10 protein-coding genes are annotated in these 12,933 nt (G+C 41.7%); 6 read left to right on the forward strand and 4 right to left on the reverse strand.

Going from position 1 to position 12,933, the window contains the following annotated elements:
* Positions 1-25: 25 nt before the first annotated feature.
* Together ACSBL2_RS09965 and ACSBL2_RS09970 are read left to right on the forward strand one after the other, a co-directional pair.
* On the forward strand, positions 26-232 hold the full coding sequence (locus tag ACSBL2_RS09965) for a hypothetical protein (RefSeq protein ID WP_442591542.1): 207 nt from the start codon (positions 26-28) through the stop codon (positions 230-232).
* A gap of 49 nt (positions 233-281) precedes the next feature.
* Positions 282-920, forward strand: a complete 639-nt coding sequence (locus ACSBL2_RS09970) for a hypothetical protein (protein ID WP_442591543.1) — start codon at positions 282-284, stop codon at positions 918-920.
* A 199-nt stretch (positions 921-1,119) separates the two neighbouring features.
* Here ACSBL2_RS09970 and ACSBL2_RS09975 read toward each other — a convergent pair whose 3' ends face one another.
* Positions 1,120-2,655 carry an IS1182 family transposase gene (locus tag ACSBL2_RS09975; protein ID WP_442591544.1) on the reverse strand — a complete coding sequence of 512 codons (1,536 nt, stop codon included), beginning with the start codon at positions 2,653-2,655 and terminating at the stop codon, positions 1,120-1,122.
* Positions 2,656-3,247: 592 nt separating this feature from the next.
* Here ACSBL2_RS09975 and ACSBL2_RS09980 point away from each other — a divergent pair.
* Together ACSBL2_RS09980 and ACSBL2_RS09985 are read left to right on the forward strand one after the other, a co-directional pair.
* Positions 3,248-4,429: an MFS transporter gene (locus tag ACSBL2_RS09980; protein WP_442591545.1), complete on the forward strand. Its 1,182-nt coding sequence runs from the start codon at positions 3,248-3,250 to the stop codon at positions 4,427-4,429.
* Positions 4,426-5,034: a pyridoxamine 5'-phosphate oxidase family protein gene (locus ACSBL2_RS09985; RefSeq protein WP_442591546.1), complete on the forward strand. Its 609-nt coding sequence runs from the start codon at positions 4,426-4,428 to the stop codon at positions 5,032-5,034. The genes ACSBL2_RS09980 and ACSBL2_RS09985 overlap by 4 nt, the downstream gene beginning before the upstream one ends.
* Before the next feature lie 4 nt (positions 5,035-5,038).
* Here the strand turns inward: ACSBL2_RS09985 and ACSBL2_RS09990 are convergent, their stop codons facing one another.
* Both ACSBL2_RS09990 and ACSBL2_RS09995 read right to left on the reverse strand, forming a co-directional pair.
* Positions 5,039-5,956: a LysR family transcriptional regulator gene (locus ACSBL2_RS09990; RefSeq protein WP_442591547.1), complete on the reverse strand. Its 918-nt coding sequence runs from the start codon at positions 5,954-5,956 to the stop codon at positions 5,039-5,041.
* Positions 5,957-6,178: 222 nt separating this feature from the next.
* A complete protein-coding gene (locus ACSBL2_RS09995; RefSeq protein ID WP_442591548.1) occupies positions 6,179-8,146 on the reverse strand; it encodes a sigma 54-interacting transcriptional regulator in 1,968 nt (655 codons plus the stop codon).
* Between the two features lie 405 nt (positions 8,147-8,551).
* Here ACSBL2_RS09995 and ACSBL2_RS10000 point away from each other — a divergent pair, with 405 nt between their 5' ends.
* Both ACSBL2_RS10000 and ACSBL2_RS10005 read left to right on the forward strand, forming a co-directional pair.
* The gene (locus ACSBL2_RS10000; RefSeq protein WP_442591549.1) at positions 8,552-9,445 is read left to right on the forward strand and encodes an alpha/beta fold hydrolase; all 894 of its coding nucleotides are present in this window, start codon (positions 8,552-8,554) and stop codon (positions 9,443-9,445) included.
* A gap of 53 nt (positions 9,446-9,498) precedes the next feature.
* On the forward strand, positions 9,499-10,371 hold the full coding sequence (locus ACSBL2_RS10005; RefSeq protein WP_442591550.1) for an alpha/beta fold hydrolase: 873 nt from the start codon (positions 9,499-9,501) through the stop codon (positions 10,369-10,371).
* A gap of 87 nt (positions 10,372-10,458) precedes the next feature.
* Here the strand turns inward: ACSBL2_RS10005 and ACSBL2_RS10010 are convergent, their stop codons facing one another.
* Positions 10,459-12,753 (reverse strand): histidine kinase dimerization/phosphoacceptor domain -containing protein, encoded by a 2,295-nt coding sequence (locus tag ACSBL2_RS10010; RefSeq protein ID WP_442591551.1) that lies wholly within the window; start codon positions 12,751-12,753, stop codon positions 10,459-10,461.
* Between the last annotated feature and the right edge of the window lie 180 nt (positions 12,754-12,933).

Here is a 12,933-nt window from a genome sequence, read left to right on the forward strand (position 1 = left end):
TTTTTACAATTAACCTTAAAAAAAAATGAAAAGAAAGAAGAAAAAAAATGTGTTTGATTCTGCTGACCTGACTCAAATTTTTCAGAAAAACATTCGCACAATTCTCCGCTGGACAAAGAAGAAGATCGTAAACGGAAATAAAGTGAGTGGGCGGTATTATTATGCTGCAGATGAGATTAATGCGCTGGTCCGTAAGCGAGAGGAAGGTAAGAGTAGTGATGAAAAAGCTTAATTATTATCCATTATTTATGGAGAATTTAAAAAAGTATAAAATTAAAATTATGAGTACAGTGAAATATAAATCAGAAGAAGTTATACCCATTGTAGCAGGGGTATTGTGTTTATCGGGATTAGGTATGGTTAGCCTTACTTTTAAACTTGCCCTGGAAGGGGTGTATGCAAAGCTGAAAGGTTTGGTTTCTCCTACAGAAGTAACGAAACAGATGGTCCATTTGGTGGAGAATCTGCAGGATGAAACGTCTAAAGTGATCCTGGATTCCTCCAGGAAGATTTATTATTGCATGGAGCAGATATGTGGGATGTTTAGTTTGAAAACGAAGAATTTGCTGTTGACTGAAGCCAAGCTTGATATTTATTCAATGTATTATGCTTTTAGCAGTTTTGGCCCCCTGGAAGAAGGGCAGGAAGAGATTCCTGCAGATAAAGTGTTTGATCTGGATGAGGTGACCCATTATATGTGTACGCTGCGCGGATTGTTTTCGAGGTTGTGTTATTTATTGAAGACCGGAGAGGTTGATATGGAGCTGGATGCGGAGTATTGGAACTGGGATATTTATACCCCCCATTATTGCCTGTTTGATTTACATAGCGAGAATGAGGTGATTAATTTGATTTCAAAGCTGTCATGGGAGCTGGATGAGAATTACAATAAACTGATCGTGATGGATTTGAGGAGCTGATGGGTTGAGCGTTTATACCTTATCTAAATGTAATAGCCAAATTAAGCTGTATTTTTGTATCAAAGTCGACAGGAGGCTGTATCAAATTAGATGATGCAGCCTTTTTTATTTTAATAAGTTTTGTACCATCTCTGGACACCAACGCGTTCATTTGCATTTTAGTCATCTGATTTTGAAAAAGGTCAATGAAACAGCTCTTTTAGGCTGCTTTTTTTCTGATATTTTGTGCAATTGCGAGTAAGCCCCATTCGATGGCCACTTTTTCCTTTCCACGGAGCCTAAAGCGGCGGAACCCGTGGTTCTGTTTGATATTTCCGAAGACAGGTTCTACATCATAACATCGTTTCTTTCGCCGCTGTATTCCTTCTTCGCTGTTCAGCTTTTCGAATGCGTTTTGCTTAAGCCTGTTCAGGTTTTCATTGATTTCAATGATGCGGTTCTCTTTTGATTTATGGCAAACTGCTCTCATAGGACAGTTTTCACAATTCCTTGCCTGGTATCTTTTAAGGGTTTGCTTAAAGCCTGTTGTCGTCTTTTTTGTGTAAGACCCGATTGACAGCATTTGCTGGCCCATTGGGCAGATATAACAATCCTGCTGCTGGTTATAAAAAAGCTTGTCTGCCCCAAAAGGAGATTTGCTGTTGTACTTACCCTTCTGCTGTTTATCGAACATGCCATATTTCACAAAAGCCTCAACTTTCTGATCTTCCAGCAGTTGGTAGTTTTCCTCAGAACCATAGCCTGCATCTGCTGTAAGTTTCTTTGGTGCTTTTCCAAAGCTGCTTACGTGTTGTTCCAGGTGGATCTTCAGGGTAGTCGTGTCGGTTGGGTTGGGATGTATCGTGTAATTGACGATAAACTGGTTAGAGGTAGATATCTGTACATTATAGCCGGGCTTCAGCTGTCCGTTTTTCATGTGGTCTTCTTTCATCCGCATGAAAGTAGCATCTGTATCTGTCTTGCTATAACTGTTTCTCTCGCCCAAAATAGCCTCCTGAGCTTCATATCTGGCTATATTCTGCGGATAATTTTTAGTTACATAATTTAGCTTATCCTTCACTTTCTTGTCTATATCTTTCCGCCCGGCAAGCTTTTCATTCAGCTGCTCTACAGCTTGCTTTACCTTCTCACTATCAATCTGTTTAAAATCAGGCGGCTCAGGCATCTTGTCTTCATCACTGGCCACCTGTTGCGCATATTCCCAAATGTGGGTCAGCTGCTTTTTCATTTTTTCCTTATTGGTCTGAATGGATTTCTTCCAGACAAAAGTGTACTTGTTGGCACTGGCTTCGATCTTAGTCCCGTCGGTATTGATTTCCTCAATGCTTAATAAGCCTTCAGCGGCAAGTAGTTTTACCACATCCTCAAATACACTGCGAAGGGCATGTTTCAGGCGTACACCCCGGAAACGGTTGATGGTATTGTGATCTGGGTAGCTCATGGAGCTCAGCCACATAAAGTAGATGCTTTCACGGCAAGCGGCAGCCAGCTTACGGCTCGAATAGATATTGGTGAGATAACCATAAACCAGAACTTTAAGCAAAAGTTGGGGATGATAGCTGGAACTGCCTTTAATGTGGTAGGCTTTTAGAAGAGGTTCTATACTAATCTTATTAATCACCTCATTTACAACTCTAACAGGATGGGAATCAGGAATTAATTCATCAAGAGTGGGCGGGATGGCAAGAATCTGCTGTTGGTTATAGGGCTTAAATACGGGTTCTCTGATTGCCATATCTAGTGTGTTTTAATACATTAAATATATGAAAATCAAATAATTGAGTCAATAGCGCTGCGAAAAAATGTTATAAAAAATAAGCAGAGACAGAAGCTATAAATAAAAAAAGAGGCTGATCATGATTTATGATACAGCCTCTTTGTCTATATTTTTCCCTCCTCTGATTTTTTCATTTGCGTCAGGAAATGATATTTATCTTAAGACCCGTGTTACTAAAAGAAGTTGCTTTGCTACCAATATTTTGGTCACGGGTAAAGGCCCTGGTTCGGAGAAAAAAAACGCTTCAGCCCTGCCGGCACCCCGGAAATGCTGATAGGCCGTTATCATTTTCGACACCAGTACCAGGAACTGTTATTAGGCTCTAAGGTGACTTTTCTATCACAGCGGAAGCGGATTTGCTTTTGCTGCTTGTACAGCAGAAGAATGAACTGCTGGAACGGCGTTTAGCGTTGATCAAACTTTGGGGAGAAGACACTTGTTTTAATGCCCGCAGTATGGATGTTTACAGGTTAGCGTTGCATGAATTTGCTAATAGCATATATCAGTTATATAATATGCAGCTAAACCTTCACTGCGCGAAATTCGTTGAATGCAACGTGAAAAAATAAAACAAGTTTTTCCAGGTATTGATATCATTCCCGGCATAGCATGTATGCTGCTGATGTTCCAGGCTTACCTTATCGCTCCCTTATCGCCAACACTGGCCAAAGATTTCAGTTCTTCGCTGATCAACCTCGCCGTACCTGCATTTGCAATCCCTTTTGCCATAGCCGCGGGTGGGATGATTTTACTAAAGCCTGCAGTTGATCTGCGCAAATGTTTTTTAGTTTCCCTGGCAGCGCTGTGGGCGGGTACCTATCTGCTCAGTATGGCCTGGTCGGCAACTGCATTTTTGCTGATCAGGGTGCTGACGGGGTTTGGTACGGGAGCTATGTTACCTTCGGCATTGTTACTGGCCATACGACCTGATGACAAAAAGCGTTCACTTAACCCTATGGTGCTGATCATATTTGCACTGGCAACCGGTATGACTTTCGGGCCCAGTTTGGGAGGCTGGTTCAATGGGCTGATTGGCTGGCGGGGTCTTTTCCGCTTGGTCATGATAGTGGCTGCCTTACTTTTTTTGGTTTATTGCCTGAAAGACAAACAAGAAAGCCCAGAGCGGATAGTGCAGTATAAAATGAAAACAAAAGCAAGCTCAGGATTGGATTGGAAAAGCACCTATATCTATAGCTTTGTATATTTAACGGGTGTTTTTCATTCAGGTGTATTTGTGTGGATCAGCTATTATTTTTCTACTCAATATGGATTGGATGAATTTCATATCGCAACTGATTTATTTATTTTCGGACTGCCCGGTTTTGTGGTTACCTTACTGATGCACTATTATCAGCTGGATAAAAAGGTGGTGAGTATCCTTTACATTGCACTTTGGCTGACGGTTACAGGACTGCTAATGTTGATGGGCAATTTGCCCTTGTGGATGGCCGAATGTTTACTGGGTATTATGTCTATTGGATTTGGCTGCAGTCAGCCTCTGTTTATAGGCATTCTTAAACTGCCGCGGGCAGGTGTATCTTTGATCGGGCCTGTTGCAAAAGGTTCAGGGCTTCTTTTTGCAGGTTATGGCAGCGGGCCATTAATGATGTTCGCATTACTCAACGTCAATTTGTGTGCTGCGACGTTTTTTTTGATCGTGTTAGTTTTAGCCCTTGCTTACAGTTCACTGCGTATATGGAACAAAGAGATTATTAAATGGACAGCAATATGAATTACGAACAAATTGCATTTACCGACGCGGTAAAAAAACTACAAGAGTTGTATGGCAGCCGTATGGCCTATGCGAGGATGGAAGCGGGTGATCATGAAGCAGGGTTTACTGATGACGAAATGAGTTTTATCAGTAGCAGGGACAGCTTTTATATGGCCAGCATCAGCCAGACTGGTTATCCTTATATACAACACAGAGGAGGGCCAAAAGGGTTTATTAAGGTATTGGATCATGCTACACTGGGTCTGGTTGATTTCAGCGGTAACAGACAGTACATCTCTGTGGGTAACGCGGCTGAAAATTCTAAAGTGTCTTTGATCCTGATGGATTATCCGCATAAAGCCCGGCTTAAGCTGTTTGCAGATCTAAAGATCGTTGAGATTTCGGACGACCCGGAACTTTTTGAAAAGCTTGATCCGGCGGGGTATAAACATAAAGCAGAGCGAATGTTACTTTTTTCGGTAAAGGGTTACAATTGGAATTGCCCGCAGCATATTACACCGAGATATACCCTGGAAGAAATAGAAGCAGCATTCGCTGAAAGGAATGGGTATGTACAGTCTTTGGAGCAGGAAATCAAACGCTTGCGGATGTTGAAGGGATAAATGATCAACCATGGCTTGCCTGGTAGGAAGGCCAGTTTCTGGCTAAAATATCTTCGAGATATTTGATCTCTTCCGGATAAGCTGTAGACTTGCGCTTCCCAAAATAGAGCGTATTTTCTACAAGAGGACTGCTTTCCCAGGCCAGTTTGATGACGTTGGCCGCTAACTCATTAGCACATAGGAAATCAGGCGCCACTGCAAAGCCTCTGCCATTTGAGATGCAGCGCAGAATTGAACCAAGAGAAGGTAAAACATATTTAGGCCTAAAGCAGGGTAAAGTGTCGAAACTGGCAGACCAGAAACGTTTGAGGTGTTCCATATCAGAAGCTGTAGTATACCAGATTTGCCTGGAGAGCCAGTCTTTCAATGCAGGCCGGTTATCTCTAAGCAGGAGTTCATCCAACTCAGTGGTATCTGTTTGGCTTCCACAGATCAGCACGATCCGTTCTTTGTTGAACGACTTGTATTCCTGGTTATGCTGCGTGCCTTTTTGTGGGCTGAGGATCAGGTCTAAAGTACCATTGTTCAGCTCCTGCAGCATCTGGGCATAATCGCCGAATTTGGTAACCAGGTTAAAGGGAAGCTCAGAAATATGCGCTTCGAGCATGTACTGAAAAATCTCTGCTGACATGCCTATACTAACCGTCGGCTTTTCCACCTTAGACTTCCGGTGAAGGTTATGCTCAGCCTCCTCGAGCTTATTCATATGGTCTATGATAAAATTGTAGAGCATTGTGCCCCGCTCGGTAGCTATCATTTTTCGGGTGTCCCTATCAAAAAGACGGTGACCGGCATAAGATTCCAGCGAACTTAAATGGAGACTTACCCCCGGCTGGGAAATAAACAAAGCTTGTGCTGCTGCAGATAACGTTCCCGTTTCATAGATAGCTTTAAAGGTCCTGAACCATTCTAAATTGATCATGGCCGATATGATTTTAGATATTCCATAACAACAGCATAGTCAAAGTTGTGCCACAATTGTTAGAACCTACAGTTGTGAAGAATTATTGCGAAATAAAATGATAATCAATTCATTGAAAGTTTAAAATATACACATTAAAACAAAAAATATTGGCTGACTCCGAATTTTTCGGAGCTGATCTGCTTTAAACTCTGAAAAAATTGGAGTAAACTGAAGAGATGATCAGTTTCCTGCGGAACCAGAATAGTCTTCCTTTCTGACGCCCAGTTTAGCTATTTTTGATTCTAATGTGGTTGGCTTAAGATTGAGTAACTCTGCTGCGCCGCTGCTTCCGCGAATACGTCCTTCTGTTTTTTTGAGCACAGAAATAATATAATTCTTTTCTGTTTCTCGCTGGACCTGTTTTACATCTTCGAGTGTTTCTATATTGGCTTTTTGGGAATGTTCTGCGGTGGCACTGTTAAGATGTTGCATCAATTGCAATTCGGAATTTCCGCTACTGAGAATTACGGAGCGCTCGATCACATTTTCAAGTTCACGGATATTGCCCGGCCAGTGATAACTGAGCATTGCGTCTATCATCGAAGCGGAGATACCCTTGAACTCTTTATTGAAACTGTTGCAGAAATTGCGGGCAAAAAAGGTGATTAATGCTACAATATCGCTTTTCCTTTCCCGTAAAGGCGGCAAGGTTATTGGAAATACGTTTAGACGATAATAGAGATCGAGCCTGAAATTACCTTCGGCAACTTCTTTTTCGAGGTTGCGGTTGGTTGCTGCAACGATACGGACATCCACTTTTTTAGGCATATTGCTGCCTACATAGTTGATTTCCTTTTGCTGTAAAACACGCAATAATTTAACTTGCATGTCTAAGGGTAGTTCTCCAATCTCATCTAAGAAAACGGTGCCTCCTTCAGCTTGTTCAAACCTGCCTTTTCTTTTTTCGGTGGCCCCGGTAAATGATCCCTTTTCGTGACCGAATAACTCCGACTCTATCAGTGCAGCTGGAATAGCTCCACAATTTAATTCGATGAACGGTCCGTTTTTTCTGGATGAAAGTGCGTGGATTGCATGTGCAACTTTTTCTTTTCCGGTTCCGCTTTCCCCAAGTAATAAAACAGAGGTATTATAAGGTGCTACCTGGGTAGCAAAATCTAGTGCGGCCAGTAAAAGCGGGTGTTTTCCGATAATACCTCTGAATTCCTGGCGATCAGGTTCTTTGCCGGGCCCGGCATCAGCAATACTGGCTTTAAGGGCGGGGGAGGGGTTTCCCGAAAGCATCATTTTGTTGGTAATTTCTGTTAAACAGCTTTTAAACTGCCTCAATACAGCCTCATGTTTTGAAGTATAGAGATTGCGCTCGCGGCTATGAAAGCAATAATTTACTATTGATCCGTTGCTGGTAACCAAAGATATGCTGAGCGATGAGGTTATTTTAAAACAGTTTCGCCATACTTTCTGTAACGGGGTAAATGCGGTATCATCATTTGATATTCCTTCATCACATGAACTATCGTTTAGCAGGTAACTCTCTTTGAGTATGCTGGAAAGGTTGTTGCTGCTCAGACCTGCAATGGTTATTAATTCCTTTTCACCGATGTACTGGTATTCATCAAAGCCTACGCGCAGATATCCGGAATCCGTAAACTGGGCATCATCCGTCGGGCTGCTGCCCGAAACAATAAGATCAAAGGGAATAAACACCCGTATCGCCTGTGCAATTTTTAAAAGTTTCTGTTTGACATCTGAAGTTTCATTACTGATGTCGGCTAAGTGTTTATGCAAAAGTACCTCTTGCTGTAACTTGGATTCCATTGCATTTTTTTGACGGTAAGAGGCAATATCAAGTGTTACCAACAGGTCTTTTTCCCTGAATGGTTTAACCAGGAATCCATATGGATCGGTTGCTTTTGCTTCTTCAAGTACTTGCTGGCTGGAATTTGCAGATAAATAAATAAAGGCGATATTATCCTGATTAAGCTTTCTTGCCAGGTCGATGCCCGATCGTCCTCCTTCTAACTGAATATCTAAAAGTACGAAATCCGGGCGCTGCTTTTGCAGCTGCTCATCAGCGGCTTTAGCTGAGGATGCAATGCCAGTTACTGTATAGCCTGCCTGCATCAGCGTTAAACGCAGCGCATTGGCTACAACAAATTCATCTTCAACGATTAGTATTTTTTTATTCATATCCACTAATTCTAACTATGTTTCTGATTTAGCAGCAGATTTCATCAAAGATAGTTATTGAACCAGGTTGTAATCCTGATGAGCAAATATACCGAATATTCGCTGATAATTAAGAGAGGAAGCCAAACCCTTTTACCTCATACAATAAGCGCATCAGCCGGGGGGAGGGTATATTGAGAGCAATCTACATTTTTGTAAATGAGTAGGTGGGCAAGTTGTTGTGTGCCATGACTTTGTGGTGTAGATAGATATATTATAAAACTAATACCATTTACTATTATCATGGTATACCAATATCGGCCTGTCCACTTAATTTTGATTGTAAGCTGATATTATTTAAAGAGTTAAGCATTTAAATTACCCGGTTACTTAACGGAATTTCACCTGCAAAAATCAACGAAAATTATGAATAGAGTTAAAAACAATGATGCAATTAGTGTCTGCTACAGAACGTTGACTATCAGTAACGTGGAAATATTTTACAGGGAAGCCGGAAATCCGGAAAAGCCCACTATTTTATTACTGCACGGCTTCCCGTCTTCGTCCCACATGTTTCGCAATCTAATCGAACAGCTCTCTGCCGATTACCATTTAATTGCGCCCGACTATCCGGGTTTTGGCTATAGCAGCTGCCCCGATCCTTCCGAATTTGATTACTCTTTTGACCATCTCTCAGAGATGATGGAGTTATTTATCGATGCCCTAAAGCTTGAAGATATTAATATTTATATGCAGGATTATGGCGGTCCTGTTGGATTCCGAATCATCAAAAAGAGACCGAAGCTGGTCAGCAGCCTCATTATTCAAAATGCCAATGTGTTTTTGGAAGGTCTGGGGCCTGATGTGCAAAAGATCGGAGCACTCGCAGAAGCGCAGGATTTAGCAGGGCTGGATGCAGCAATCGAGTACATGATGTCGCTGGAGGGAATCAAGAACCAATATGTTTCGGGAACCCTGCATCCTGAACGTATTAGTCCTGACAGCTATTTTATGGATCTTTTCTTTTTCGGACAGCCCGGTAAAAAGGCCATTCAAAAGATACTTTTTGCCAACTATAGCAGCAATTTTCCTAAATATCCGGAATGGCAGGCATACCTCCGAGAGCATCAGCCGCCCGTGCTGATCATCTGGGGTAAAAATGATGCTATTTTTCCCGGTTCCGGTGCCGTAGCTTATCAAAGGGAGCTGCCCGGTGCAGAGCTTCACTTATTTGACGGTGGTCATTTCCTGCTGGAGGAATATGGAATAGAAGCTGCCCGCTTGATCCGTTCCTTCCTGCAGAAGAAGGCCGTTGAATAAACTGAACTGCTGAAAGTTTATCCATAATATCTAAATCATTAATTCTTAACAACATGAAAAATCAGACAACTCACCACTTTATTGACATCAATGGTGTCAACATTTTCTATCGGGAAGCAGGGCCGAAAGATGCGCCAACCCTTGTATTACTACATGGTTATCCGGCATCATCTTTTATGTTCAGGAACCTGATCAACCAGCTATCAGACAAGTACCATTTGATTGCGGCCGACTATCCTGGTTACGGTAGGAGCGAACAGCCGACTATTGCTGACTTTGCTTATACATTTGACAATTATGCTTCAATTATTGAAGGGTTGCTGAGCAAGCTAGCGATTACCAAATACAGCTTGTACCTGATGGATTATGGTGCACCTGTTGGCTGGCGTATCGCGGCTAAACATCCGGAAAGGATTGACACACTGATCGTGCAAAACGGCTGCGCCTATGAAGAAGGTCTTCAAACTTTCTGGGATCCAATCAAAGCTTACTGGAAAGACAAAAACGATAAGGAAGCTGAAGATACTTTAAGGACCTTCCACAATCCGGATGGGTTGAAATGGCAGTATACGCATGGTGTGGCTGACACTACGCTGATTAGCCCCGACAATTGGGAAATGGATCTTCGCCACCTGGAAAGACTTGAAAATGACAGGATTCAGTTAGATATGTTTTACGACTATGGCACTAACCCACCCAAATATCCGGAATGGCAAAAGTATTTTAGGGACCATAACCCGGAAATGCTGATCGTATATGGCAAGAACGACTATATTTTTCCGGTAGCTGGTGCCGAAGCTTATAAAAAAGATGTTAAAAACCTGGAATACCACTTGTTTGAAGGCGGACATTTTGTACTGGAGAGCCACGGTGACGTGATCGCTGAGACGATCAAAGATTTCCTTGACCGTAAGGTAAAACGCTAATCCAACAGTATTTCAGTATCCGATTGAAGGACCTTAAGGTCCTTCAATCTTCACCTTACTTCACCCATTCCTATTCATTTTTACACATTACAGCAACTGTTCATGAATAATGTCTACTTCGACGGGGAATTTTAATGTAATCGTTAGTCCATTATCATTCTCGACAGAAAAGATGCCTCTAAGCTGTCCCGTAAGCCCTTTTAAGAGTGTGATCCCTAGTGTATTTGTGCTGTCAAAATCAAAATCTGCCGGCAAACCCACTCCATTATCGCTAATCTGCATCTCTATAAAATCTCCAATTTGTTTAACGAGGATAGTGATTGTTCCCATTTGATGATCAGGGAATGCATATTTTAATGCGTTAGTCACCATTTCATTCAAAATGATACCTACAGGTATGGCCTGCGAAACATCAATCGAGATCTCATCAATTTCCCATTTTAACCTAATATTGTTATTTTTTCGGTTTAAGGAATCATTTAGCGAATAAATCAGTTCCCTGATATATGATGATAGGTTGATTTCTGTAATATGCTCAGTTTTGTACAATTGATCATGAATCAGCGCTATGGACCGAACGCGGTTCTGGCTTTCCAAAATAGCCTGTTGTGCACTTTCGTTTGACAGATATACAGATTGTGACTGCAGCAGGTTCATGACGATCTGCAGATTGTTTTTAACCCTGTGGTTAACCTCCCTTAAAAGCAGGTCCTTTTCTAACAATAATTTATCCTTATCATCTAAAAGCTGGCTTTTATCCTTCACCAGCTCTTGCAGGGACTTGTTCTTATGGTCGATCTCCAACTTTTGCCGCGTAAGCAATGCATTGCTGCGTTGCTTTAATCTATAACGACTGTAAATTAGACCAGTGATGGTCAGGAGCATTATACATCCACCAATGGTTACCCGCTGTATAAGCTGGTTGCGCTTCAGTTTGCTATCGTTGATCTGTGCCTCGCGGGTGAGCGCATCGATATGTTTGTTTTTTTCCAGTGTTTCATTTTCGATCTGCAGCAGGGATATCTGGTACGCTTTTGCGATATGATCTATAGAGTCCTGCAGCTCTCGTCCTTTAAGGTAATGCCCGATAGCTAATTTTAAATTCCCTTTTAAAGAAATCAGTTTGTAATAACGATTTTCGGCCGTTCTGATACCTGCGATATAATTGAGTTTATGCGCCATTGCCGCATATAGATCCGTATAGTGGTACGCTATTTTCGCCTGGCCTATCTCCGCATAATACGCAGCGAGTGAATTATACGCATTCATGATCTCTGTTACATTATGCGGGGGAATGCCTGCTACCAGCTCTTTAACCTCCTGTGCATGTTTAGCAGCTGGTACATATTGTTTTGCATAGGTCAGGTGATTAAGGAAACCTACACTAACCGATAGTTTATCCAAATCACTATAAGCATTGTCTTTCATTTCATCGAGCAGCGTTAATGCTTTCGAAAGCTGGTTTGTGTGTGCATAAGCTAAAGCCAGAGTAGAAGAAATTGCATTGACATAGTCACGGGCTTTGTACCGTTTTGCAGCCCTCAATGCCTGGATGGAGTATGGAATTGCTCTGCCATAATCCTGCATTTTTATATAAGTTGAAGCAATGGAATGGTTGATACCGCAAAACTGCAGGGTAGTGTCTTTAACCTCTCTGGCCGTTTTATTTGCTAACAAATGGTATTTTAATGCATTTGGGTAATCACTTAATTGGGCGGATATTCTGCCGATCTGCCAGTATATTCCCTCGACAGTTCTGCGGCTTACACCTCTTCCCAAATTCAAAGCTTCGAACAATAATTTAAGTCCTTCGGTAGTTCGTCCAGATTGAAAAAGCAAATCTGCATTTGCTGTCAGCATGAAGGAGAGCCAGAGGATATTCTTGTTTTTCCGGAAGATGTCAATCGCCTTGTTGATGTAAAATATTCGGTTACGAAGCGCTATGGGGTCAGAAACCTGGTAGTATTGAGCAATCACATGATATGATCTTGCCTGCCCATCACTATTATTGTGCTGCTGAGAAAATGTAAGTGCGTTTTGAGCGGTCTTTAAACCCGTTTCCCAATCGTCTCTATTGTAAAAACTTTCTGCACTTAGCAGCATGGAATTGATTATTCCAAAATCATAATTAAGCTGACGGCTGAGTACAGCAGTCCGGGTGGCAAAATTCATTGCTGAATCAATATCCTTTTGTCCCTTGGTGGCTTTTAAAAGCATCAAATGACCCAGGGCAAGTTGTATTTGAACTTTATTTGTATCATTGATACTTGTTGCCAATTTTTGCCTTAATACGTTCAAAGGCAATTCATCCAAATTGCTGGTTTGCGCCAGAGCAGGTATTGTAAATTGAAGCAGGAAAATGCATAACAATATCTTTCTCATTAATTATTTTGATTTGCTGTTCAAATACATCCGGTGTTTTTATCGAACTAATATAATACAATGGCAACTTAGTTTTGCATCCAAATTTATATCGATTGGTCAAATCTGTATATCTTCCAGCTCGCTCCCTGCATAGAGAATATCCGGAGCCATTAAACATCGTTTTAAGCCACAGCTGAT

Origin of the sequence: Pedobacter sp. AW31-3R (assembly GCF_052180285.1) — a bacterium.
GTDB lineage: Bacteria > Bacteroidota > Bacteroidia > Sphingobacteriales > Sphingobacteriaceae > Pedobacter.